Annotated in this window: 18 protein-coding genes and 2 pseudogenes; 12 read left to right on the top strand and 8 right to left on the bottom strand. The window is 70.9% G+C overall.

Annotated elements, in window-relative coordinates; all coding sequences use genetic code 11:
• Positions 1 to 48: 48 nt before the first annotated feature.
• Positions 49 to 1,314 carry a M6 family metalloprotease domain-containing protein gene (locus ACFCXS_RS07770; RefSeq protein ID WP_376642154.1) on the bottom strand — a complete coding sequence of 422 codons (1,266 nt, stop codon included), beginning with the start codon at positions 1,312 to 1,314 and terminating at the stop codon, positions 49 to 51.
• 307 nt (positions 1,315 to 1,621) lie between these two features.
• Here ACFCXS_RS07770 and ACFCXS_RS07765 point away from each other — a divergent pair, with 307 nt between their 5' ends.
• Complete coding sequence (locus ACFCXS_RS07765) at positions 1,622 to 3,487, top strand: putative bifunctional diguanylate cyclase/phosphodiesterase (RefSeq protein ID WP_376642153.1); 1,866 nt, start codon at positions 1,622 to 1,624, stop codon at positions 3,485 to 3,487.
• Here the strand turns inward: ACFCXS_RS07765 and ACFCXS_RS07760 are convergent.
• The 4 genes and pseudogenes from ACFCXS_RS07760 to ACFCXS_RS07745 form a co-directional block, all read right to left on the bottom strand.
• Entirely contained in the window at positions 3,457 to 4,539 is a 1,083-nt protein-coding gene (locus tag ACFCXS_RS07760; protein ID WP_376642413.1) for an LLM class flavin-dependent oxidoreductase, read from the bottom strand. The genes ACFCXS_RS07765 and ACFCXS_RS07760 overlap by 31 nt on opposite strands.
• Before the next feature lie 117 nt (positions 4,540 to 4,656).
• Positions 4,657 to 4,926 (bottom strand): hypothetical protein, encoded by a 270-nt coding sequence (locus ACFCXS_RS07755; protein ID WP_376642152.1) that lies wholly within the window; start codon positions 4,924 to 4,926, stop codon positions 4,657 to 4,659.
• Between the two features lie 289 nt (positions 4,927 to 5,215).
• Positions 5,216 to 5,596: pseudogene (locus ACFCXS_RS07750) on the bottom strand (decarboxylase); the annotation flags it as partial.
• Positions 5,597 to 5,829: 233 nt separating this feature from the next.
• Positions 5,830 to 7,164, bottom strand: a complete 1,335-nt coding sequence (locus ACFCXS_RS07745) for an SGNH/GDSL hydrolase family protein (protein WP_376642151.1) — start codon at positions 7,162 to 7,164, stop codon at positions 5,830 to 5,832.
• A gap of 164 nt (positions 7,165 to 7,328) precedes the next feature.
• Between ACFCXS_RS07745 and ACFCXS_RS07740 the strand changes: the two genes are divergently transcribed.
• Entirely contained in the window at positions 7,329 to 8,702 is a 1,374-nt protein-coding gene (locus tag ACFCXS_RS07740) for a DUF445 domain-containing protein (protein ID WP_376642150.1), read from the top strand.
• Between the two features lie 67 nt (positions 8,703 to 8,769).
• Positions 8,770 to 10,290, top strand: coding sequence for an MFS transporter (locus ACFCXS_RS07735; protein WP_376642149.1), 1,521 nt, complete (start codon positions 8,770 to 8,772; stop codon positions 10,288 to 10,290).
• An 87-nt stretch (positions 10,291 to 10,377) separates the two neighbouring features.
• On the opposite strand, the gene ACFCXS_RS07730 is transcribed toward ACFCXS_RS07735, so the two are convergent.
• From ACFCXS_RS07730 to ACFCXS_RS07720, 3 genes and pseudogenes are all read right to left on the bottom strand, one after another.
• A complete protein-coding gene (locus ACFCXS_RS07730; RefSeq protein ID WP_376642148.1) occupies positions 10,378 to 11,841 on the bottom strand; it encodes an alginate lyase family protein in 1,464 nt (487 codons plus the stop codon).
• Positions 11,842 to 12,142: 301 nt separating this feature from the next.
• The gene (locus ACFCXS_RS07725) at positions 12,143 to 12,445 is read right to left on the bottom strand and encodes a hypothetical protein (protein WP_376642147.1); all 303 of its coding nucleotides are present in this window, start codon (positions 12,443 to 12,445) and stop codon (positions 12,143 to 12,145) included.
• A 193-nt stretch (positions 12,446 to 12,638) separates the two neighbouring features.
• A pseudogene (locus ACFCXS_RS07720) lies at positions 12,639 to 14,265 on the bottom strand (IS200/IS605 family accessory protein TnpB-related protein).
• A 152-nt stretch (positions 14,266 to 14,417) separates the two neighbouring features.
• On the opposite strand from ACFCXS_RS07720, the gene ACFCXS_RS07715 reads away from it, so the two are divergent.
• The 9 genes from ACFCXS_RS07715 (at position 14,418) to ACFCXS_RS07675 (ending at position 23,606) form a co-directional block, all read left to right on the top strand.
• Positions 14,418 to 14,807, top strand: coding sequence for a DUF2267 domain-containing protein (locus tag ACFCXS_RS07715; protein ID WP_376642146.1), 390 nt, complete (start codon positions 14,418 to 14,420; stop codon positions 14,805 to 14,807).
• 93 nt (positions 14,808 to 14,900) lie between these two features.
• Complete coding sequence (locus ACFCXS_RS07710) at positions 14,901 to 15,707, top strand: alpha/beta fold hydrolase (protein ID WP_376642145.1); 807 nt, start codon at positions 14,901 to 14,903, stop codon at positions 15,705 to 15,707.
• A gap of 294 nt (positions 15,708 to 16,001) precedes the next feature.
• Complete coding sequence (locus ACFCXS_RS07705) at positions 16,002 to 17,288, top strand: extracellular solute-binding protein (protein WP_376642144.1); 1,287 nt, start codon at positions 16,002 to 16,004, stop codon at positions 17,286 to 17,288.
• A gap of 6 nt (positions 17,289 to 17,294) precedes the next feature.
• Positions 17,295 to 18,290 (top strand): carbohydrate ABC transporter permease, encoded by a 996-nt coding sequence (locus tag ACFCXS_RS07700; protein ID WP_376642143.1) that lies wholly within the window; start codon positions 17,295 to 17,297, stop codon positions 18,288 to 18,290.
• Complete coding sequence (locus ACFCXS_RS07695; protein WP_376642142.1) at positions 18,290 to 19,207, top strand: carbohydrate ABC transporter permease; 918 nt, start codon at positions 18,290 to 18,292, stop codon at positions 19,205 to 19,207. The genes ACFCXS_RS07700 and ACFCXS_RS07695 overlap by 1 nt, the downstream gene beginning before the upstream one ends.
• On the top strand, positions 19,204 to 21,816 hold the full coding sequence (locus tag ACFCXS_RS07690) for a beta-galactosidase (RefSeq protein ID WP_376642141.1): 2,613 nt from the start codon (positions 19,204 to 19,206) through the stop codon (positions 21,814 to 21,816). The genes ACFCXS_RS07695 and ACFCXS_RS07690 overlap by 4 nt, the downstream gene beginning before the upstream one ends.
• A gap of 420 nt (positions 21,817 to 22,236) precedes the next feature.
• On the top strand, positions 22,237 to 22,815 hold the full coding sequence (locus ACFCXS_RS07685; RefSeq protein ID WP_376642140.1) for a DUF3455 domain-containing protein: 579 nt from the start codon (positions 22,237 to 22,239) through the stop codon (positions 22,813 to 22,815).
• Between the two features lie 45 nt (positions 22,816 to 22,860).
• Positions 22,861 to 23,049, top strand: coding sequence for a hypothetical protein (locus tag ACFCXS_RS07680; protein ID WP_376642139.1), 189 nt, complete (start codon positions 22,861 to 22,863; stop codon positions 23,047 to 23,049).
• Positions 23,050 to 23,120: 71 nt separating this feature from the next.
• On the top strand, positions 23,121 to 23,606 hold the full coding sequence (locus ACFCXS_RS07675; protein WP_376642138.1) for a MarR family transcriptional regulator: 486 nt from the start codon (positions 23,121 to 23,123) through the stop codon (positions 23,604 to 23,606).
• Positions 23,607 to 23,620 lie beyond the last annotated feature (14 nt).

The following is a 23,620-nucleotide window of genomic DNA, read 5'->3' as shown; positions in this document are numbered from 1 at the left end:
GAGGCCCCTCGCGAGAGCGAGGGGCCTCTTGCGCGTCCCGCGACGCCCTCAATGCCCCACCGCGATCTTCACCGTCCACGCCCCCGAAGCCGTGCGCCCCTCCACCTCCACCCGCACCCCTTCCCCCGGCACCGTGAAGCTCTCCCCGATGCCGATCGGGGCGTCCGCGAGGGGCGGGTAGACGGAGTTCTCCCAGCACGCGTCGGTGTGCGGATGGGCGTCGATCACCTGGATGGGCCCGCCCCCGGACTGCGCCCCGCCCCGCACCCGGTACACCAGCACCCCCTGCCGGCACGCGGCCACGTCGTTGCCCACCGGCCCCCGCGCCTCGAAGGCGAGCACGCTGTCGACACCCGTCCGCACCACCGCGAGCTTGGCGCCCCGCCCGAGCCCGAACGCCTGCGCCCCCGCCGCCCCCGCCACCGGTGCCCCCGGCCCCGCCGTCAGCGGCTCCAGGGTCAGCCGGGCGGACCCGGCGTCCTGCACGCACCGCACCTGCCGCGAGTCCAGCCAGCCGAGCTTCCACTTGTGCCAGGCGAAGAGATCGGGCGCCAGTCCGAACTGGCTGCCCATCAGGTCCCAGTCACCGACGTGTGTGTCCCAGTCGCCCTTGCCGTCGGCGGGACGGTGGTACAGGTCGGGCAGGTCGAACACGTGCCCGGTCTCGTGGGCGAGGACGAGCCGGTCGGGCGGATGCTGCTCGAACACCGTGACGATCCGGCGCAGGTCGGTGCCGTCGGCGCGCAGCGGGCTCGTCAGGTTCACCACCTTGGTCGCGTCCGAGTCCACGCCGGGTGCGTCCGGGTCGGCGACGAAGTACACGAGGTCGTAGCGCGAGAAGTCGACCCGGGGGTCGGCCGCCGCGAGGGCGTCGCGCAGGTAGGCGGCCCGGTGCGCGGGGCTCCAGTCCCGCTTTATGTCGTACGAGGTGGACGGCTTCGGCATCTGGATCCAGTGCCGCAGCGCGTGCGGGCGCAGGGTGAAGCGACCGTAGGAAGCCCGTTCGAAGAAGCGGCTCGTGGCCGGGAAGTGGTCGGCGGTCAGCTCCTGCGGGGTGGTCAGCGGGTGGGAGTCCGGGAAGGACAGGAAGACCATGACCGCGTCCAGGGACCGGGCCGGGCGCGGATAGGCGGCGTTCCAGGTGTCCAGGCCCTCCGAGTGGTGTGCGTCGGTCCGGGTCAGGGCGCAGGGCGCGGCCGAGTCGGGCCCGGCGGCCGAGGGGCCGGCGCCGAGGGAAGTGGCGGCGAGCGCCGACATGGTGGTGAACACGGCCGCGGTGCTGCGCAGTCGGGCGCGCGGAAACGGACGCGGCACGGGTACCTCCGGGTACGGTTCGCGGGACACCGCACCCAGCCTGTGATGATTTGTAGTACTGCGCCCTGTTTGCCTGCACCGGTCGGGTGAAGGCGCCGAAAAATCACGGAAGCCGACACCCCCGAAGCACTCACAGAACGTCACAACTGGTCGGGGGCCTGAAGAAGGCGTCCAGGTGTGCGCAGAAACGATCTGGCAGAAGGGCCGGTTGGCCGAGGAGACTGGACACCGGCTGGAAGGCCCTGGGGCCAGCCTCTATGATCGGCACACTTTCCTGACCTTTCCTGCACGGACAGAGATCGAATACATGCGGGAGCGAGCGGTGAGCGGAACCCCCGAAGGGCCGGCGCCCGCGGCAGACCTGGACCGGCCGGTCGTCACAGAGAGTGAGATCGACACGTCTCCCCGTACCGAGCCGCCGTCCCGGCAGCCCTACCGCTCGGTCTTCGCAGCCGCCCCGCTGGCCATGGCGGTCGTGGACCGCGAGGGCACGGTCGTCAGCGCCAACGCCGCGCTCGCCGCGCTGCTCGGCACCGGCCCCGACGGGCCGACCGGGTCCGCCGCCGCCGACCTGGTCGATCTCTCCTCCGACGCCCGCACCTGGCACGCCTACCGCGAGGTGCTGCGCGGCCGGCAGTCCCGGTTGCGCTGCACGCGCCGGCTGAAGCACCCCGACGGGCACTCGCTGTGGGTGCAGGTGACGGTCACCCCGCTGCCCGCCGAGGACAACTGCGTACTGCTGTCCGTCGCCGACATCAGCGCCCGCCGGGAACTCCAGGCCCGGCTGCGGCACTTGCAGATGCACGACCCGGTGACCCGGCTGCCCAACCGCACGCTGTTCTTCGAACGGCTGTCGGCCGCGCTGGAGGCGGAGTCCTACGAGCAGAGCGGCACGGGCCGGATCGGGCTGTGCTACCTGGACCTCGACGGCTTCAAGGCCATCAACGACACCCTCGGGCACCGCGTCGGCGACCGGCTGCTGGCCGCCGTCGCCGAGCGCCTGATGCGCTGCGCCGACGAGGCGGGGCACTCACGGACCAGCATCCCGCTGGTGGCCCGGCTCGGCGGTGACGAGTTCGCGCTGCTCGTCGAGGACTCCACGGGCACCGAGCAACTGGCCGAACTGGCCGAGTCGGCGCTGCGCGCCGTCCAGGACCCGTTCGACATCTCCGGGCAGCGGCTGTCGGTCTCGGCGTCGATCGGGGTCGTGGAGCGGCACGCCGCGGGCACCACCCCCACCGCGCTGATGCAGGCGGCCGACACCACGCTCTACTGGGCGAAGGCGGACGGCAAGGCCCGCTGGACGCTGTTCGACCCGGAGCGCAACGCCCACCGCATGACCCGCCAGGCCCTGGCCTCCACGCTCCGGCCGGCCATCGAGCGGGGCGAGTTCCAGCTGGAGTACCAGCCCCTGGTGGGCATGGAGGACGACCGGCTGCACGGGGTCGAGGCGCTCATCCGCTGGAATCATCCTCAGTTCGGCGTACTGACGCCGAATCGGTTCATCGGACTGGCGGAGGAGGACGGTTCGATCGTCCCGCTGGGCCGCTGGGTGCTGCGTACGGCCTGCCGGCAGGCCCGGCGGTGGCAGCTGGACCACCCGGACGAGCCGCCGATCTTCGTCAGCGTGAACGTGGCGGTGCGACAGGTCTGGGACTCGGACCTGGTGGCGGACGTGGCCGAGACCCTGGCGGAGACCGGGCTCGCCCCGCACCTGCTCCAGCTGGAGCTGACCGAGTCGGCGGTGATGGGCTCGGCGGGACGCCCGCTGCAGACCCTGAAGGCGCTCAGCGACATGGGGGTGCGGATCGCCATCGACGACTTCGGCACCGGCTACTCGAACCTCGCGTACCTGAGCCGGCTGCCGGTGTCGGTGCTGAAGCTGGACGGATCGTTCGTGCGCGGCTTCCAGTACGACGACCGGGAGGCGGCGGCCCGTGCGAACCCGGCCGACGCGGTCGTCGTCGAGGCGATGATCCAGCTCGCGCACCGGCTCGGGCTGACCGTCACGGCCGAGTGCGTGGAGACCTCGGCGCAGGCGACGCGGCTGCGCAGCATCGGCTGCGACACCGGACAGGGCTGGCTCTACTCCCGTCCGGTGTCGCCGGACCGTATCTCCGAACTGCTGGGCACGCCGGACGTTCAGGCCGAGGCGGGCGTCGGCAAGCCGTAGGCGTCCGCGATGAGTTCGTAGGAGCGGACGCGGACGTCGCCGCCGTGCGCGTTGGCCGTGATCATCAGCTCGTCGGCGCCGGTGCGCTTGACGAGGTCGTCCAGGCCGGAGCGGACCTCGTCCGGGGTGCCGTGGACGACGTTGGCGTTCCAGGAGTCGACGAACTCGCGCTCCATGGGGCTGAACTCGTAGGCCTCCGCCTCGTCCGGGGTGGGCACGAGGCCGGGGCGGCCGGTGCGCAGCCGGACCATGCTGAGGGCTGCGGACAGCACCTGCCGGCGGGCTTCCCGCTCCTCGTCGGCGGCGAACGCGGAGACGCCGATGAGGGCGTACGGCTCGTCGAGCACGCCGGACGGCTGGAAGGACTCCCGGTACAGGTCGAGGGCCGGGATGGTGTTCTGCGCCGAGAAGTGGTGCGCGAAGGCGAACGGCAGACCCAGGGCGCCGGCCAGACGGGCGCTGAAGCCGGAGGAGCCGAGCAGCCAGAGGGGCGGGCGGTGCGGGGACTGGACGCCGCCGGGGGACGTGGCCTGGACCGGGCCGGGGACGGCGTGGATGCGGCGGTAGGGATGGCCGTCGGGGAAGTCGTCGTCGAGGAAGCGGGTCAGCTCGGCGAGTTGCTGGGGGAAGTCGTCGGCGCCCTCGTTCAGCCGTTCCGCGCGGCGCAGGGCGGCGGCGGTGGCGCCGTCGGTGCCGGGGGCGCGGCCGAGGCCGAGGTCGATCCGCCCCGGGGCCATGGCCTCCAGCGTCCCGAACTGCTCGGCGATCACGAGCGGGGCGTGGTTGGGCAGCATCACGCCGCCGGAGCCGAGCCGGATGCGCTCGGTGTGGGCGGCGAGGTGGGCCAGGATCACGGCCGGGGAGGAGGAGGCCACACCCGGCATGGAGTGGTGCTCGGCGACCCAGTAGCGGTGGAAGCCGCGGTTCTCCGCGAGGCGGGCCAGGTCGACGCTGGTGCGCAGGGCGTCGGAGGCGGTGCGGCCTGCGCCCACGGTGACCAGGTCCAGTACGGACAGGGGGACGGGGGCGCTGCCCTGTGCCGCGCCGCGCATCTCGTCTGCCGCGCCGCGTGTCTCGTCTGCCGCCACGGGGTGTGCCTCCTGCTGTGGGCCGTGTGCTGTCGTCACGGCCGTAACAGGGGACTGTCTCCGGTTATTCCCGGCCGGGGGTCAGGCGGCCCGCTCCCAGTCGCTGCGCACGCTGTCCTGCGGAGGTGGGCGGTCGGCCTTCTCGCGGGCGCGCAGGACGGCCCACGCGAGGGCTGAGGCGAAGACCAGCCACCAGGGCAGCGGCCACACGGACCCCCACCAGCGGACCCGGGGGTGGAGGAAGGCGTCCGCGGCGGCCGAGGCCATGCCCGCGGCCAGGTTCCAGCACAGCAGGCGCCCGGCCAGCCGGACAGCGCTTGCAGAGGATCTGAACGGGCCCGATTCGGCCATCGGAGGGTCCTTCACGGCACGACTGGCTGTGGACGGGGTCAGTGTGCACGGAATGGACGACAAACGGGGAATGCGCTTTCGGTCAACCGAAGTTTCGTGCGATGTGACGGAATGGGAGGTTCCTCGGCAGGGGGTGGGAAGTTGGAGCGCTTCTGCCCCGCTTCGCACCGAAGAAGGGGTGGGGCCGATTCCGGCACCCGCTCGCCGGCTCACGGCACCCGCTCGCCCCCACGACAGGTGCTCGCCGCCCACGACAGGTGCCGCGGGCGGCGAGGCCGGGCCCGCCGGCTCACGCCTGGACGATCGGCTCCCGCGTGAAGAGCGCTCCCAGCTCGGGCGCGTTCACCCGGCGGTCCGCCAGGCGCAGGCCCTCCCAGACCGTGACCTGGTTGGCGGTCAGGACCGGCTTGCCGAGCTCCTCCTCCAGAGCCTGGATGTGGGCGGCCGTATGCAGGGCCGTGTCCGGCAGGAGCAGCACCTCGGCGTCGGGGTGGTCGGAGTTCCGTGCGAGCGCGAGGAGTTCGGCCTCGCCCCACGTGCCGACCTCGGCGGCCGTGATGATGCCGGAGCTGTCGACCGACACCACCTCCACGCCGGCCGCGCGCAGGAACTCCTCGAAGAGCCGCGCCACGTCCTCCGGGTAGGTCGCACCGATCGCGACCCGGCGCGCCCGGTGCGGGGCGGGGCGGGGAACGCTGACACCGGTGTGCCGCACGCCTGCGGCAGACGACGGGCACGGGTCGAGACGGTGCGGGGCGGGGAACGCTGACACCGGTGTGCCGCACGCCTGCGGCAGACGACGGGCACGGGTCGAGACGGTCCGGGACGGGGAGCGCTGAGCAGCGGTGTGCCCGCCGCCTGTGGTCGGGCGACGGGCACGGGGTGAGACGGTGCGGGGCGGGACTACAGCTCCGCCGGCGCCGATCCCTTCAGCGTCGACAGGTCGAAGGACTCCGCCATCCGGGCGTACCCCGCGTCGCTGGGGTGCAGATGGTCGCCCGAGTCGTACTCGGGTCGCAGCCGCCGCGGGTTGTACGGGTCACGCAGCGCCTGGTCGAAGTCGGCGACCGCGTCGTACACCCGCCCGGCGCGGATCTGCGCGTTGATCGTCTGGCGGACCTGCTCACGCGCCTCGGTGTACCCGCGGTGCCCCTGGAACGGCATGAGCGTCGCGCCGACGACCTTCACACCGCGCGCGTGGGCCTGTCCCACCAGCGTCCGCAGCCCGGTCAGGATCGCGTTCGGGTCGGCGAGGCGCGGGTTGCGCAGGATGTCGTTGACGCCGAGGTCGATGACGACGACCTTGACGTTCGTCCGCTCCAGGACGTCCCGCCCGAAGCGGTTCAGGCCGCTGGGGTTGTCCGCGGGGCGGCCCAGGCCGTCGGCGAGGACCTGGTTGCCGCTGATGCCCTGGTTGACGACGCTGTAGCGGGGCAGGTCCCGGCCGGAGGCGATCTCGGCGCGCAGCCGGTCGGACAGCACGTCGGTCCAGCGGCTGTTGGTGTCCGGCGTGGAGGTGATGCCGTCGGTGAGGGAGTCGCCGAGGACGACGACCGTGCCGTCGGACTCGTTGCTCAGCACGTCCAGCGCCGTCAGGTACCGCCAGGACCCGATCCGCTCGGTGTACGGCGCACCCGTGGCGTCCTGGGCGTGGTCGCCCTGGGCGACGTAGGAGACCTGCCGGGCGTGCCGGTGGTAGGTCACGGGGCCGGAGCTGGTGGGCGTGTAGGTGGTGACCAGGACGTCGGAGTCGTGCGGGACGACGACCCGTACGGCGTCGCTCATGACCTGCCGGCCGGGCGGGATGACGACCGTGGGGCCGCCGCCGAAGGTCAGCTGCCGCATGGTGTCGGCGAGTGCCGCCGGTGTACCGCTGCCCGCGGAGACGGCGATCGTCGCCCGCGTGATGCTCAGCGGCGACTGGCCGTAGAGATTGGAAAGCGTCACGCGGGCACCCGTACCGCCGACGCTGGTGTGGACGACGTTGCGTACCGAACGGTCCGCCATACCCGTGACCTCCGTGCCGGGTTCGGCGGCGGAGGGGGACGCGGACCAGGTGCCGACCCAGGTGCCGGTGGAGGCGGGTGCGGCGGAGTTGTGGGGGGCGCGGCCGTCGCCGAGGGCGTTGCGGATGCGCAGGCCGTCGTCGGACGCCACACCGACGTATATGGCGGTGGAAAGGCCCACGATCGCTGCGACGACCAGGGCCAGGAGGGCGTAGCCACGTCCTCGGGTCATGCTGTTCAGTTCTCCTCGGGCGATGGGAGCCCAAGGCTCCGATCTGATGTGCCCATGATGCGGCATGGGCCGGGGGGAGCTCACAGCACCCCGTGGCAATACCCCCTCCCGACAGACGCCGGGAACTCCTGTTCCGTTCCAGGAGTCGGTCAGGAAGGGACAATGTGTGCGGGATCACCGAGCGGGTGGAGCGGATGGAACGGACGAAAGCAGCAGAAAAGGATGCCGGTGCCGGAGGGCAGCATGCCCGCCCCGGCGGCGCCGTGAACCGCGCGATGACGACGTTCAGCCCGGCGGACGAGGAGAAACAGCGCGGCGTACGCCGTATGAAGCTCACCGCCACCGGACTTCTGGTGTTCGTGGCGCTGGTCTACGTCCTGTCGACCTGGGCGCACAACTCCGGCGCGGGGACGTGGGCGGCCTATGTCGCCGCCGCCTCCGAGGCGGGCATGGTCGGCGCGCTCGCCGACTGGTTCGCCGTCACCGCCCTCTTCCGCCACCCCCTCGGCATCCCCATCCCGCACACCGCGATCATCCCCACGAAGAAGGACCAGCTGGGCGTCTCGCTGGGCGAGTTCGTCGGCGAGAACTTCCTCTCCGAGGACGTCGTACGGCAGCGGCTGCGCGCCGTCGGCATCGGCAGCCGCCTCGGCGCCTGGCTCGCCGTCCCCGAACACGCCGACCGGGTCACCGCCGAGCTGTCCACCGCCCTGCGCGGCGCCCTGACGGTCCTGCGCGACTCCGACGTCCAGGCGGTGGTCGGCGAGGCCATCACCCGCCGTGCGAACGCACAGGAGATCGGGCCCGGCATCGGCAAGATGCTGGAGAAGGTCGTCGCCGACGGCGGCCACAAACGCGTCGTCGACCTGGTCGTCACCCGCGCCCACGACTGGCTCGTGCTGCACAGCGACTCCGTGATGGACGCCGTACAGGACGGCGCGCCGGGCTGGACCCCGAAGTTCGTCGACAAGAAGGTCGGCGAGCGCGTCTACAAGGAACTGCTGCGTTTCGTCACCGAGATGCGCGACATGCCCGCCCACCCCGCCCGCGGCGCCCTCGACCGCTTCCTCACCGACTTCGCCTCCGACCTCCAGTCCGACACCGACACCCGCGCCCGCGTCGAGCGGCTCAAGGGCGAGGTGCTGGGCCGTGGCGAGGTCCAGGACCTCATCGCCAGCGCCTGGACGGCCGTACGATCCATGATCGTCTCGGCGGCCGAGGACGAGCGCAGCGAGCTGCGGCTGCGCGTACGGGCTTCCCTGCTGTCGCTGGGTTCGCGGATGGCGGGCGAGCGCAAGGTGCAGGACAAGGTCGACCGGTGGGTGGAGGACGCGGCCGTCTACGTCGTCACCACCTACCGCAAGGAGATCACCTCCCTGATCACCGACACGGTGGCGAGCTGGGACGCCGAGCACACCACGCGGAAGATCGAGGCGAACATCGGCCGCGACCTGCAGTTCATCCGCATCAACGGCACGGTGGTCGGCTCCCTGGCCGGCCTGCTGATCCACACGGTGTCGCACGCACTGGGCGCGTGAGGCTTCGGGCTTAAGAGAAGCCGGTCAGGGCACCCGGCCTGGGTTCCGCTCGAAGAGGAGGGGGCCCATGACCACCGCCCAGGCCGACACCGGCCACACCGTCACCACCGACATCCCCGCCCGCCTCGACCGCCTGCCGTGGTCGCGCTGGCACTGGACGATCGTCATCGGTCTCGGCACCGTGTGGATCCTCGACGGACTCGAAGTCACCGTCGTCGGCAACATCGCCAGCCGCCTGTCGGAGCCCGGCAGCGGCCTGCCCATCACCTCCGGCGAGGTCACCGGCATGGCGGCCGCCCTGTACGTGGCGGGCGCCTGCCTGGGCGCGCTGTTCTGGGGCCGTCTGACCGACAAATGGGGGCGCAAAAAGCTCTTCATGATCACCCTGGCGGTCTATCTGGCCGCCACGGCCCTCACCGCGATCTCCTTCGACACCTGGTGGTTCTTCCTCTTCCGGTTCCTCACCGGCTTCGGCATCGGCGGCGAGTACGCGGCCATCAACTCCGCGATCGACGAACTGATCCCCAAGGAGTACCGCGGCCGCACCGACCTCATGATCAACGGCAGCTTCTGGCTGGGCGCGGTCTTCGGCTCGCTGCTGTCGATCGTCGCCCTGGACACGGACATCTTCGCGGCGAACGTCGGCTGGCGGCTCACCTTCGCGCTCGGCGCCGTCCTCGCCCTGGTGATCCTCCTCGTCCGCCGGCACGTCCCCGAAAGCCCGCGCTGGCTGCTGATCCACGGCCGCGACGAAGAAGCGGAACGCATCGTCACCTCCATCGAAAGCAAGATCGAGGAGGAGCGCGGCGAGCCGCTGCCCCGCGCCGAGGGCGAGATCACCATCCACCAGCGCCGCAGCGTCTCCTTCCTGGAGATCGGCCGCACGGTCTTCTCCGACTACCGCAAGCGCGCCGTCCTCGGCTTCTCCCTCTTCATCGGCCAGGCGTTCCTGTACAACGCCATCACCTTCGGCTTCGGCGCGATCCTGACCACGTTCTTCGACGTCCCCAGCGGCAACACCGGCTACTACTTCGCGGTCATCGCCATCGGCAACTTCGTCGGCCCGCTGGTCCTCGGCAAGCTCTTCGACACGGTCGGCCGCCGCATCATGATCTCCGGCACCTACATCCTGTCCGGCCTGCTCCTCTTCGGCACGGCCTGGCTCTTCGACCGGGGCTCCCTGAGCGCGACGACGATGACGGCCTGCTGGTGCGCGGTCCTGTTCTTCGCCTCGGCCGGCGCGTCCAGCGCCTACCTGACGGTCTCCGAGGTCTTCCCCATGGAGACCCGCGCGATGTCGATCGCCTTCTTCTACGCCATCGGCACCGCGGCCGGCGGCATCAGCGGCCCGCTGCTGTTCGCCAAGCTCACGGAAACCGGCGTCGTCGGCGACACGGTCCTCGCCTTCTCCATCGGCGCCACCCTGATGTGCCTGGCCGGCCTGGTGGCGGCCCTCCTCGCGGTGAAGGCGGAACGCCGCTCCCTGGAGGACATCGCCCAGCCGCTGACGGCGGCGGGCAGCGGCGGGACGGACGGCGCGTCCGAGGCCGGCCCCGGGGCCGAGGGGGCTCGGCCGACGACGGCGTAGGCCTGACGGCCGGGGCGCGATCGGAGCATGTGGGCCACGAACCGCGAGGAGGACAAGGGCAGGGCCGGCCCACATGCTCCGGTCACGCTATTCGGCCGACTCCCGGCGCCCCCGGTCACGCCTGCGCAGCAACAGCAAGCCGCCCGCCACCGCGCCGATCCCCGCCGCCGCGGCCCATCCCGCCGCGTCCCCGGAGCCGGTCGCGGCGAGGTCCTCCCCGGCGGCCGGAGACGCCGAGGCGGGCCGGACACCCCCGGCGCCCCGCGACCCGCCCGACGAGCGACCCGGACTCGGCGAAGGGCCCCCGTCAGCCACCTCCACCCGGTCCCGGGTGAACGCGAGCGTCCCGAACCCCAGCTGGTCGAACCCGCCGCTGTCGGGCCCGTAGTCCCCACCCCCGCCCTCCGGTGCGGCCTTGGCGGCCGCCCGCGTGACGTACGACGCCGGCAACCCCCGCCGCCTGGTGTAGTGGTTGGCGATCATCGCCCAGATGGGCCGCGTCATCCCCGGATCCACACCGGCGACACCCGCAGCGGTCTCCACCCCCGACCAGCCCCCGATCGCCCCCTTCCTCCGCGTGTTCGCCGTGTACGGCACATCCCCGCCCAGGCTCCACTTGGCCACGTACTGCGCGCCCTTGAGGAACCGGCTGTCGTCGTACCCGTACAGGTCGACCCCCTGGTTCCACGCCATCTCGCACACCGTGCCCATCAGCCCCACCCCGAGCAGCGCATGCCCTTGGTCACGCCCGGCCTCGACCCACTCGCCGAGCCCGTCCGCATGGACGACGGGGATCGCGTGCCGGACCGACCCCATGCCGTCCCCGTGCTTGAAGTACTCCACGGCCCGCTCCACCACGGCCCGTTCGTCGCAGAAGATCCCGGTCGCGAGGACACACGCGATGGCCGTCAGGTCCCAGTTGGGCCAGTAGTTGGTGAGGACGGCGTTGTTGTGACGGCTCAGGAAGTCGTCGCTGAGCGGATGGAAGACGTCCAGCATCAGCCGCCGCGCCCGCCCGAGGTCGAAGTCCCCGTGGTCGCGGACCAGTTCGGCGGCGTTCGCGAACTGGTAGCCGTACAGCCCCGCCGCCAGGAACCGGTCGGCGCTGCCCTCCAGCCGGGTCAGCTTCCCCGACCAGGCGTTGAGGATCGCCACGGCGGTGCCGGCGTACGCCTCCTCGCCGCTGACGTGGAAGCGCAGGGCGTTCTGGTAGGCGACGTGGATGTCGTTGTAGAGGATCCCGTAGTTCTGCGGCGTGCCCGACCCCCGGTACACGACGGCCTGCGGATTCGCCCGCCACCCGCTCTGCGCATGCCGGTTGGCGGTGAGCTCGGCGAACCCGGCGGTGTACGGTCTGGCCCCCGCCTTCACCTTGGCCGCCATACGGTCCAGATCGGCACGGGTGTGCAGCAGCCCGGGGTGAACGAGAGGGGCGCCGGCGGCACCGGCCGGGGTGGCGAGCGCGGTCGCACCGGCACCGGTGCCCACAGCGGCACTTGCACCGATGCCCGTTGCCTTCAGGATGCTGCGGCGGCTGATCTGTCGTTTCACGTCGTCGTACCTCGGCGTCGTAAGTCGCGTACCTGCGGGGGACGGTGAGGAGACGGCCGGGCGGTGAGGCGATAACAAAAACTGCGCTATAGTTGATCTGTGTCCAGCCGCCGGAACTCCGGCAGCCAGACGATGCGTTGGTGGTCCAAGGAAAGACGCCCCACTTCCTGTGGGGAAATGCAGGTGCAAGGCCTGCCCGGCGCTCCAACGAGAACCCGGCCCTGGGATTCAGGGCCGGGTTCTTTTGTCGTGCCTGCCGAGGTGAGCCGGCCGGCCAAGCCGGCTCACCGAGATCGGACGGTCAGCCGCGTCGGTCCGCGACCGCCCACGACGCCAGCCCCACGGCCCCCGCCACACCGAACACGGCGGGCCAGGCCCCCACCTTCTTCGCCAGCGGATGAGAGCCCGCGAAGGCGGCGACATACACAGCCGACAACGCCACCGCTGCCACCCCGCCGGCCTGCTGCCGCCACTGCCGCGCCGCCGCCGTACCGGCCGCGGCCAGCACGACCCCGCCGAGCGGCCGCTGCCGGGTCCAGCGGGCCACGCCGTACCCGCCCACGAGCCCGCTCGCCGCGATCACCGCACTGGGAACCTTCGCCATTCCTGCCTCCTGCGTCCTACGCCCTGCTCAAGATCCCGAGGCTAGCCCGCACGCCATGGAAACCCGAACCTGAGCCTCGGCTTGTCAAGTTTCCTCCTCCGAGCTATATAAGAAGACGCAGAACCCGTAGGGCATCGCACCTACCGCACCTGAAGAGAAGTGGGACAGTGATGCTCATGCGCACGGACCGTTCCTAAGGACTGAGCGGGAGTGAGTCCTGTTGCCAGGACTCGTGCTCAGCCGGACGTCCCGAACGGTGTTGGGTGTCCTGGTTGCCCGCTTTCGCTCCGTGTCCGGCGCGCACGGATCGTGTCCGTGGTCCGGGGAGGGGGGCGGGTTTCCTCACGCCCTGGGGCCACCGATCCGGCCTGGACGGTCCGATGCCCCTGCTCATCGCTCCGGTGAGCAGGGGGCGGTGCCGTCCGTCGCCGGATCGGGTGCCCGAGGGCGCGCCTGCCGATCGCCACGGCGGCCGCATCGTGGCGGGTGGGTTTGCGGTTGTGGGTGGTGAGGGGTTTCTGCCAGTGCTGGGCGCCCCACCGGGAGGTGTAGGCGGGGTCGACAGCGACGATAGGAATGCCGAGTTCGGCCGCCATCGACACCAGCCTCGCCCGCAGCCTGGCGGTGGGCATGCCGGAGATCAGCTTGCGGAGCGTCCTGCGGCGGCCGTGCTTCTCGCGGGTGGTCTCCGCGGTGAAGTCGAGGTCCTCGACCGCAATCGCGAGGCCGTGGCGCTTGGCGAAGTGCAGCAGGCGGATCAGTGCGTGGCGGATCTGGGCGTCGCGATGTTGGGTGGTGCCGGACAGGTCGTAGCCGAAGCGGAGGGGCTGACCGACGGGGTTGCCGTGGGTGTCCAGGCGCCAGGCGGCCAGGTGGTCGGCGTTGGTGTCGACACCGACCAGCCCGTTCGCGCGGGCCGCAGCCAGGGGCACGGTCTTGACCGGCGGGATCGTCCAGGACGCGGTCAGGTACCAGCGCCCGCGTGCGGTGTCTTCATGGATGCGGTAGGCGACCGCCCGGTTCGCAGTGACCCGGTCGGCCCACTGCTCGCCCCGGTGCGCGAACGCCACCCGGCAGGCGAGCACGTACCGGCCGTGCGGGGCGTTCGCCAGATGCACCAAGGGGGCGGGGAGCTTGATCGACACCTCGCCGCCGGGCGTGACACGGATGGTCTCGTTGCCCAACCGCTTCCCCGACTCGCCATCAGCCTGGAGGTACCGGCGCCCGGCCTGCCACCGCGTGCGCCACTGCTCCTCGCTCAGATGTGCCGCGTCAAGGTGGTGGCGGGTGTTCAGCAGCCGCTTCCCGCCGCGCACCACAGCCACGCGTCCGGCCTGCCAGTCCGCCCGCGCCGCCCGCAGCCGGTCCTCGAGCACGTGCAACCGACGCGACTTGGCGAACCACTCCCGCTTGCTGCGATAGCCGCCCGGAGCCCGCCTGCTGCCCGCCTCACCCACCGGCAGGGACAGCCGGTGCGCGATCGTGCGCACCCCCGCATCCAGGCTCTGAATGTGCGCGAGCTGCCCGCGCCGGGCCAGCGCCCACTGATCATGGGAGGCCCTCGTGATCGACCCCGCCCACCGCGAGGACGACTCCACCGTCAGGCCCCGCTTACGTTCGGCCCACGACTCAGCATCATGGGCCAGCCCGGCTGCACAACGTGCCTTCAGATCCCGGGAAGCCAGCGTGCCCAGATGGTCACCGACCAGACGCAGCACACGTTCGTCCTCGGCGCTCAGGTGCTTGAGTCGGTCACGGACCGCAACCCCGGAAGGGCCGGGCACCACGAACGACGCCCCCACCTGCCGCAACCCACCCAATCCCCTCACCCCCCGCCTCACGCCCACCGACCCAATCCCTCAGCGCAATCAACGAACATCACCGGGAAAGGTCACACATTCGACAGCAGAACTGCCGTTCCCGTCCATGGAGTCGCGCACGTACCGCTGGGCGGACAGTCACTCATACGCGCTTGAATGCGCCCGTGCGCAGCCAACGGCCAGCAGTTCACGACCCCCGGGCGAAGGCGGAACAGGTCATCCGTACCGTCCTGGCCGCCCTCGGCACCCACGTCACCGGCGACGAACGGGTCGACCTGGCCCGCGCCCTGCCCACGGAGGCCGCCAGGCTGATCGCTTCCCAGATCCCGGCCACACACCGCCTCACGGCCGCACGGTTCGTCGACGAGGTCGCCTCACGCACCCCCGGGGCGACGCCGGCCACGGCCCGCTGGGACGTCAGCTCGGTCCTGAGCGCCCTGCCGCCCATCGTCGGCGACGGCCTGGTCACCCGCATCCTGGCCCAACTCCCCACCGGCTACGCCCTCCTGTTCGGCCGGGCAGATCTCACACCGGCGCCGTAGGCTCCTGATGTGAGGCGTGCGACGGCCCCCTCCGGACACGCGGGGGGCCGTCGTACGCGGATGCCGGTCGAACCGACGGAAAAAGGGGGGCCCTTGACCCGCACGACATCAGGAACCCTCACCACCCCCGACGGCACCCGCATCGCCCACCGGGACCACCACCCGGCGGACGGGCCCACGCCGACCGCCGGGTTCCTGCTCCTGCACGGTCTGGCGGGCCACCAGGGCGAGTGGGACACCCTCGCCGCGCAGCTGTCGGCCGACGGCCACCGGGTGGTGACGTACGACGCCCGGGGTCACGGTGCCAGCACCCGCACACCGGCGACCACGACCCGCGAGGCCCACGTCCAGGACGCCGTGGCCCTCGTCCAGCGACTGGACCTGGCCCCGGTGACCCTCCTCGGCCAGTCCCTCGGCGGCCACACGGCGATGCTGCTGGCCGCCTCCCACCCTCACCTGGTGAGCTCCCTGATCCTGATCGAAGCGGGCCCGGCGGGCCCGGCACCCGACCTCCCCGCCCACATCGCGACCTGGCTGGACAGCTGGCCGACCCCGTTCACGTCCCTGGAAGAGGCGCGGTCCTTCCTCGGCCACGAAGCGTGGACGAGGACGCTGGAGCGGCGGGCCGACGGCTGGCACTCCACTTGGGACCGCACCACGATCATCGACACCATCGCCGAACTGGCCACCACCGCCTACTGGGACGAGTGGTCCCGGATCACCTGTCCCACGCTCCTCGTCCAGGGCGAACACGGCACGATGCGCCCCGGGGAACCCGCCACGATGCTCGCCCACCGGCAGGACACGGTGACGGTGCGCATCCCCGGGGCGGCCCACGACGTCCACTTGGACCAACCGACGCGCCTCCACGAGGCGGTCGCCGCCTTCCTGCCCGGCTGAAGGACGCGCTCACCCCTGCGGCCGGCGCCGCCGCCGGCAACCCGCCCACGGAGGAGCAAAAGGTGGAGGAACCGGCGGGGGAACCGGCGGTTCCGCGTCCTGCCGGTCCACCTGCGGCAACCTCGCCGATGTCCGCTTTTGTGCCGCCTCGAGCTTCTGGTCACAACTGAACCCACACGAAACAAGGTCTTGTCGCTGACTTAAAACGATGGTTATTTTAACCGCCATTCGAAGTCCGGCCTGATCATCCGGGCGACCTCAAGGCGTGTGCATGTCTCAAGGAAGGGCAGTGCCATGACGCTTGACAGTGCGCGGTTTTCTCGTCGGGGTTTTCTGGGTCTGGGAGTCGCTGCGGGGGTCATCACGCTGACGGCGTGCGGCTCCGGCGCCGGTGCGGCCGACGCCCCGCTGGTGATGACGGTGTGGGGCGGCGACCCCGACCGCAAGACGTACCAGGCCCGCATCGACATGCTGGTCAAGAAGCACCCGGACCTGAAGGTCAAACTGCAGCTGATCCCGGGTGACTCCTACCCGCAGAAGGTGCAGACGATGATCGCCGGCGGCACCGGGCCGGACATCATGCAGGTCGCCGAGAGCGTCAACACCTACTCCAGCAAGGGCCAGCTGCTGCCCCTCGACGAGCTCGCCAAGAAGGCGAAGCTCGACCCCGAGCAGCGGTTCGGCCCGGTCGGCTCGCTCTACGCCTACCAGGACAAGCTGTATGCGATCCCCGACCGCTCCGGCGCGGTCACCGTGTTCTACAACAAGGACATGTTCGACAAGAAGGGCATCAAGGCCCCCACGGCGGACTGGACCTGGGACGACGCCCTCGACGCGTTCAAGGAGCTGACGGTCCCCGGCAAGGTGTGGGGATACAGCGGCGCCGAATGGTTCCCGCAGTGGTGGAGTCTCGCCTACCAGAACGGCGGCACCATCATCGACGCCCAGGGCCGGCCCGCGGTCGACAGCGACGAGGTGGTCGAGGCGCTCCAGTGGGCGGGCGACCTGGTCTTCAAGCACAAGGTGGTGCCCAGCAAGGCGGACTACGCCGACATGGGCCCCGACATCGGCGGCGACCAGGCGTTCCCCAACCAGAAGGTCGCCACCCACGCCAACGGCTTCTGGGTCATGTCGGGCCTGACGAAGGTGAAGTTCGGCTGGGACATCGCACCGATGTGGCGCGGCAAGAAGCAGGCCGTGTCGGCCTTCGGCAGCGGACTCGCGATCTCCCGCACCTCCAAGCAGCGCGACAACGCCTTCAAGGCGATCGACTTCCTCACCTCCGCCGAGGCGCAGAAGGTGATCATCGCCTCCGGCCAGGACGTGCCGGCCAACCTGGAGGTGCAGAAGAGCCAGGCCTTCCTCAAGCCGTCGTGGATGAAGACGGACGTCGACATGGGTGTGTTCGCCGAGTCCAGCGCGTTCGTCTTCCGGGCGCCGTTCATCCCCGAGTGGAACCAGATGATCGACACGATCTCCAACGGCCTCGCCGACTTCTGGCTCGGCAAGGAGCGCAGCGCCAAGAAGGCGCTGACGGCCGTGCAGAAGGACCTCGAGTCCCTCATCAAGTCCGGGGCATGACCGGCTGTGGCAACCCCGACCGCCCCGAAGGCGGACACCGAGGCGGACCCGAAGGCCGCCGCCACGGCCGTGGAGAAGCCCCCCTCACCCAGGAAGCCCAAGCTCTCCGGGCGCCGACGCCGTGAGGCGCTCTCCTTCTACCTCTTCATCTCGCCCTGGGTGATCGGCTTCCTGGTCTTCCTGCTCGGGCCGATGATCGCGTCGGTCTACTACTCCCTGACCGACTGGGACTCCTTCAACCCGCCGAAGTGGGTCGGCTTCCAGAACTACGTCACGGCCCTCACCGACGACCCGGCGTTCTGGAAGGCCCTGTGGAACACCTTCTACTACGCGGCGATCTCGGTCCCGCTCGGCCTGGTCCTCGGGCTCTGGCTGGCGAACCTGCTCAACAAGCAGGTCAGGGCCCGCAAGTTGTTCCGCACCCTGATCTACCTGCCGACGCTGATCCCCCTGGTCGCCACGGCGATGATCTTCCGGATGGTGCTCGCGCCGAACGGCCCGATCAACGACTTCCTCGGCCTGTTCGGACTCTCCGGCCCCGACTGGCTGCTCGACGGCCCCTGGGTCAAACCCGCCCTGATCCTGATGTCGGCCTGGGGCGCCGGTGCCGCGACGGTGCTGCTGCTCGCCGCGATGAAGGGCATCCCGCGTGAGCTGTACGAAGCGGCCGAGGTCGACGGCGCGAGCGCGACACGGCAGTTCTGGAGCATCACGCTGCCCCACCTGACGCCCATCATCTTCTTCAACCTGATCATGGGCCTGATCAACGCGTTCCAGATCTTCTCGCAGGTCTACATCCTCATCCCCAAGGGCAAGAACCCCGCCGGCTACGACGCGGCCCAGACCATGGTGCCGCTCCTGTTCGACCAGGCGTTCAGCTACTACCGCATGGGCTACGCCTCGGCGATCTCCTGGCTGCTGTTCCTGGTGATCCTGGTGTTCACGGTGATCGCCTTCCGCACCACCCGGCGCTGGGTGTTCTACGAGACCGAGGTGAAGTGATGGCGACCCTGGCACCCCCCGTCCGCAAGCGCGGGCACGAGGACCGGCCCGCGAAGGAACAGGGCCCCGCCGTACGGGCGTTCCGCGCGACCCCGTTCACCTACGGCACCCTGCTGATCGTCGCGGCGATCCTGACCACCCCGCTGGTCTTCGTCGGTTCGATCGCCCTGTCCAGCGACGCCACCGTCAACAACGGCGCCTTCACGATCATCCCGCGCGAGTTCCACTGGGACAATTTCTCCCGGGTGTTCAGCACCGAACTGCCGGTGGGCACCTTCCTGCTCAACTCGGTGCTCATCTCGCTGTTCTCGGTGGTGGGACAGGTCCTCTCCAGCGGCCTGGTCGGCTATGCCTTCGCCCGCCTGCGGGCGCCCGGCAAGAACACGATGTTCCTCGTCGTCATCGCCACCATGATGATCCCGACGCAGATCACGATGATCCCCCAGTTCATCCTGTTCCGGGACCTGGGCTGGGTGAACACCTTCCTGCCGCTGATCGTGCCGAACTTCTTCTCCAACGCCTTCAACGTCTTCCTGGTACGGCAGTTCGTCTCCCGGCTGCCCAGCGAGCTGGACGAGGCCGCCATGATGGACGGCCTGGGCTTCTTCGGCATCTACCGGCGGATCATGTTCCCGATGCTGCGGCCCGTCCTGATCGCCATCGGCATCTTCACGCTCACCCACACCTGGGGCGACTTCATGGGCCCCCTGATCTACCTCAACGACGAGTCGAGGATGCCGCTCGCCCTGGGCGTGCAGTACATCACCGCCACCTCGCAGGCGGGCCAGGCACCGCCCTGGAACCTGGTGATGGTCGGCTCGATCCTGCTCGCCCTGCCGATGATCCTCGTCTACTACCTCGGCCAGAAGTACCTGTACGAAATGGACATCAGCGGCGGAAGCGCGGGAGTCAAGTGAGCCATCCCACCACACTCGGCCGGGGCGTCGCGCTCGACGCCCGCGGCATCCGCTTCGAGGGCGGACCGCAACTCGTGCTGTGCGCGTCCCTGTTCTACTTCCGTCTGCCCCGGGAACAGTGGCGCGCCCGGCTCGCCCAGGTCCGGGCCTCCGGCTACACCTGCGTCGACGTCTACCTGCCGTGGAACTTCCACGAGACGGCCCCCGGCCGCTGGTCCTTCGAGGGCCGGCGGGACGTCGCCGCCTTCCTCGACCTCGCGCAGGAGGAGGGGCTGTACGTCATCGCACGGCCCGGCCCCTACATCTGCTCCGAATGGGACGGCGGCGCACTGCCCGCCTGGCTGGGCCTGGACCCGGAGCTGGGGGCCCGTCAGAACGAGCCGCGCTTCCTCGCCGGGGTCACCGCCTGGTTCGACCAGGTGCTGCCGATCCTCGCCGAACGCCAGTACCCGGCGAACGGCCCTGTGATCATGGTGCAGCTGGAGAACGAGCTGGACTTCTTCGACTGCGAGGACCGCACGGGGTATGTGACCGCCCTGCGCGACCAGGCGATCCGCCACGGCATCACCGTGCCGCTGATCGCCTGCTCCGGACAGGGCGACCTCCACGGCGCTACCGGCGACGTCCCCGGCGTCGTACCGGCGTGCAACTTCTACCCGGACGACGACTCCCCGCACATCGAACCCGAAGTACGCCGCTACGCCCAGCTGCTGGCGGAGCGCGACCTCCCCCTGCTGATCACCGAGACCAACCGCCGCCACCGCACCCTGCGCCGGCTCCTGGCCAGTGGCGCCTCGCTGATCGCCCCCTACCTCCAGTCCTCCGGCTGGAACTTCGGATACACCCCGTCCGCGGGGAACTGGGGCAAGCCGGGCAACCTCATGAGCCACGGCTACGACTTCGGCGGCTACGTCTCCTCCACCGGCACCGAACGCCCCGAGTACGCCGAGGCCCGGATCCTCGCCCGCGTCATCGACACCCTGGGACCACGCCTGGCGCTCGCCACCCCCACCACCCCGCCCACGCCGCTCACCACCGACTTCCCGACCAGCTCGGCACCGTCGGCGCTGCGCCTCGACGGAGGCGGGCTGCTCCTCGCCGTACCGCATCTCGGGAGCCGGGAGGGGACGGAGACAGGGACGGGGACGGGAACGGCGGTCGTGAACGGGGTGCCGGTCGCGGTAGCGGCGGACTCGTGCCCGTTGATGCTGGCGGACGTGCCCCTGGAGCCGTGGGGCCAGGAAGGGACGCTCACTCTGGCGTCCGCGGACCTGGTGGCGGCGGGGGAGGGTGTCCTGGTGTTCTCCTCAGAGGTGCCGGTCACCGTCGTCCTCGGAAACACCCGGGTGGAGATACCGGCGCCGGAGGCCGGAACGCCGCAGCGGGCGACGGCCGCGGGGCTGACCCTCGTGGCGCTGGCCCCGGCGGACGCCGTACGCCTGCGCGCCACGGACCGCGACGGCACCGTACATCTCGACGCACCGGCCCCCGCCCGGCCCGCCGCACCGGAACCCGTCGCGGTACGGGGCGCGCGGCGCCGAGCGGCCACCGCTCCCGAGCGTGCGGCGGGCCGCCACGAGCTGCCACCGGCACTGGAGTCGCTCGGCGTGTACCGGGGGCGCGGCACCTACCGGACCACGACGGACCTCACGGACGTCGACGAGCTGCTGCTCGTCGGGGCGGCGGACATCGTCGACCTGGCCGTCGCCGGCCGGGTACGCCCGACGATCGCCGACTTCGGAGCCACCCGGCGGATCGACGTCCGCGAGGCGACCGGCGCCGTCGACGTCGAGGCAGTCGTGGAGATCTGGGGCCACGCGAACTTCGACGACGCCCGCCTGCCCGCCCTCCGCCTCGGCGCGCTGCGGGGACTGGGCACACTCTGGACGGTCCGGGAGACGACGGACGTGTCGGCGCTCTGGTCGGTGCACGGCCACTGGGCGGGCGACCCGGCACCCCTGCGCGAGCTCGGCGGCTGGAGCAGCACCCGCGTCGGCATCCCCGTCACCTACACCCGCGAGATCCGGACGGCCACCGCCGCGGCCCTGCACCTCAAGGGGGTGGCCGAGCCGGTACGGGTCACCGTGACCGACAGCGAGCCGCACACCGTCCACGCCGAGAACCCGTGGATCTCGCTGCCCGCGGGCACCCACCGCATCTCGGTCACGCTGCCCCACCACCCCAGCGGCGGCGGCCTCCGCGCCGAACTGCTCGCCTTGGCCCCGGTGACGGACTGGACGTGCTCCACCCAGGACGACGACCTGCTGACCGCCTTCGCCACCGAAGCCGCAGCCGCACCCGGGCAGGAGGTCCAGCTGCCGCTGGTCCTCGCACCGGGGGAGGAGGCGTGGCTGGACGTCGACCTGCCCCCGTCCCACGACGGCCTCCTGCTGCGCCCGGACGGCACACAGATCCGGGTGACCGGCTGGGCGGGCGGGGAGTGCGTGGGCAGGGTCTGGGTCGGCGACCGCCCGGACTTCTCGGGCGGCGACGCGGACGTCCTGTGGATCCCACCGGGCTGGTTCGGCCTGACCCTGCTGGTGCGCGGCGCTGCGGGACCGAAGGCTCCGGAACTTCGCGTGCTGCGGCTGGAGTTCCCCGACGGCTGAGCTTCTCCCACCGCCGAATGCTCCGTGTCTCGGCGTACGCCACCCTGACGGAGCGCATCACTCGCCCCGAACGCCGGAGGCGGACAGGTAGTGCAGGCGACACGGTGCGTAAGGGCCCGGCGTCAGCCCGAACTCACGGATTCTCTGCGAACCGCCGCCATCAGACGTCCGCGGGGCCTGGCATCGCCCTCCCCCCGGTCCCATCTCGGCCCTCCGTCCCGACTCCGGCCGCGCCGTCCCGACTCCGGCCGCGCCGACCCGCTCTGACGTCCAGCGCTCCTTTCCAAACCCTTACGCGTCGCCGCGTGACGCGAACCGGACGGTGATCCACCCGTACTGTCCAACACGAGCTGCAGCGCCAGCTGTTGACCGCTCAGAACCGTGGCCGGCCCATCCTCCTTCCGACTGGAGTCGATTCTCATGCTCTTCAGCAAGCGCGCCGCCCTGACGACAGGAAGCATCGTCACCGCCGCCGCCGCGGTGATCGGTACCGCGGCCGTCAGCCAGGCGTCCGACGGACCGAAGACCGCATCGCACCCCGCCGTGCACTCACGTGTGACATCGATCGCTCCGCAACTCCGCGTACCGGACGGCAACAAGAGGATCGCCGAACTCGCCGCGAGCGGGGTGCAGACCTACACCTGCACCAACGGCGCCTGGACGCTGCTCGAACCGGCAGCCACCCTGTCCGACGCACGCGACTGGCGCCACCGGCCTGTCGCCCTGCACTCGCGCGGCCCGGTGTGGGTCTCCACGGTCGACGGCAGCGCCGTCAACGCCGCCGCCGTGCCCGGCGCGACCAACGCCCGTCCCGACGCCGTCCCGGAGCTGCTGCTCAAGGCCACGGCCAACCGTGGCAGCGGGGTCTTCGGTTCCGTTTCCTATATCCAGCGCCTGAGCACACGAGGGGGAGTGGCGCCCGCCGGTTCCTGCGAGGCGGGAACACAGGTCGGCGTGCCCTATACGGCGACCTACGTCTTCTATGCGCCGAAGGGCTGATGAATTCCTGAGGCAGCACGGCGAGACCCCCGGACGGTGTCGGTGGTGGCAGGGCCGGTCACCCACCAGAGTGCCCCTGCCTCTGCCTCTGCCTCTCCCCTGCCCCTGCCTCTCCAGCTCCTCGACCTCCTGTGGATCCCACCGGGCTGGTCCGGCCTGACCCTGCTGGTCCGGGGCGCCGCGGGACCGAAGGCTCCGGAACTTCGCGTGCTGCGGCTGGAGTCGTCCGGCTGAAGGGCCACCCCCGCCAACCGGGCGGGGGCAGCCCTTGACCTCAACTTTGCTTGAGGTTCTACGTTGACCGCATGAACACGCAGACCGAGAACCTCAAGGAGTACTCCCACGAAGAACTGGCCGCCCAGCCGATCGGCGCCTGGACCGGCGAGGCCTACCGCAGGGTCGTAGGGTCCATACGAGCCCGACTCGCGGTCGAGAACCTCACCCAGCCTCACTGGTGGACCCTCAACCACGCCTCCGGCGCCCCCGGCAGGTGGACCCGCACCACCCTGACCCCCCGCCTCACCCCCTACGACGACCAGGCCACCGACTTCGACCAGGTCTACGACGACCTGACCGCCAGAGGCTGGCTCACGGAGGACGCGACGGGCGGCATGTCCCTCACGGAGGCCGGTGAGGCGGCCCGCCTCCGCGCCCGCGAACGCAGCCTCCAACTCCACCGACGCACCCACGAGGGCATTTCCCAGGCCGACTTCGTCACCACGATCAACGTCCTGCGGCGCATGGTCGCCAACCTGGGCGGCAACGGGAACCTCCCCGACGACGGAAAATAGTTCGACACGACGCG

The sequence above is a fragment of the Streptomyces sp. NPDC056373 genome, from assembly GCF_042262425.1.
In the GTDB taxonomy this organism is placed as follows: Bacteria; Actinomycetota; Actinomycetes; order Streptomycetales; family Streptomycetaceae; genus Streptomyces.
The sequence above is the reverse complement of the archived record's forward strand: the minus strand, read 5'-3'. Positions and strand labels throughout refer to the sequence as shown.

Excerpts from the sequence above, each read along its gene's own strand:
- ACFCXS_RS07765 (WP_376642153.1), top strand. The coding sequence starts at position 1,622 with ATGCGGGAGCGAGCGGTGAGCGGAACCCCCGAAGGGCCGGCGCCCGCG.
- ACFCXS_RS07760 (WP_376642413.1), bottom strand. The coding sequence starts at position 4,539 with ATGCGCGGCGCGGCACAGGGCAGCGCCCCCGTCCCCCTGTCCGTACTG.
- ACFCXS_RS07755 (WP_376642152.1), bottom strand. The coding sequence starts at position 4,926 with ATGGCCGAATCGGGCCCGTTCAGATCCTCTGCAAGCGCTGTCCGGCTG.
- ACFCXS_RS07745 (WP_376642151.1), bottom strand. The coding sequence starts at position 7,164 with ATGACCCGAGGACGTGGCTACGCCCTCCTGGCCCTGGTCGTCGCAGCG.
- ACFCXS_RS07735 (WP_376642149.1), top strand. The coding sequence starts at position 8,770 with ATGACCACCGCCCAGGCCGACACCGGCCACACCGTCACCACCGACATC.
- ACFCXS_RS07725 (WP_376642147.1), bottom strand. The coding sequence starts at position 12,445 with ATGGCGAAGGTTCCCAGTGCGGTGATCGCGGCGAGCGGGCTCGTGGGC.
- ACFCXS_RS07705 (WP_376642144.1), top strand. The coding sequence starts at position 16,002 with ATGACGCTTGACAGTGCGCGGTTTTCTCGTCGGGGTTTTCTGGGTCTG.
- ACFCXS_RS07695 (WP_376642142.1), top strand. The coding sequence starts at position 18,290 with ATGGCGACCCTGGCACCCCCCGTCCGCAAGCGCGGGCACGAGGACCGG.
- ACFCXS_RS07685 (WP_376642140.1), top strand. The coding sequence starts at position 22,237 with ATGCTCTTCAGCAAGCGCGCCGCCCTGACGACAGGAAGCATCGTCACC.
- ACFCXS_RS07675 (WP_376642138.1), top strand. The coding sequence starts at position 23,121 with ATGAACACGCAGACCGAGAACCTCAAGGAGTACTCCCACGAAGAACTG.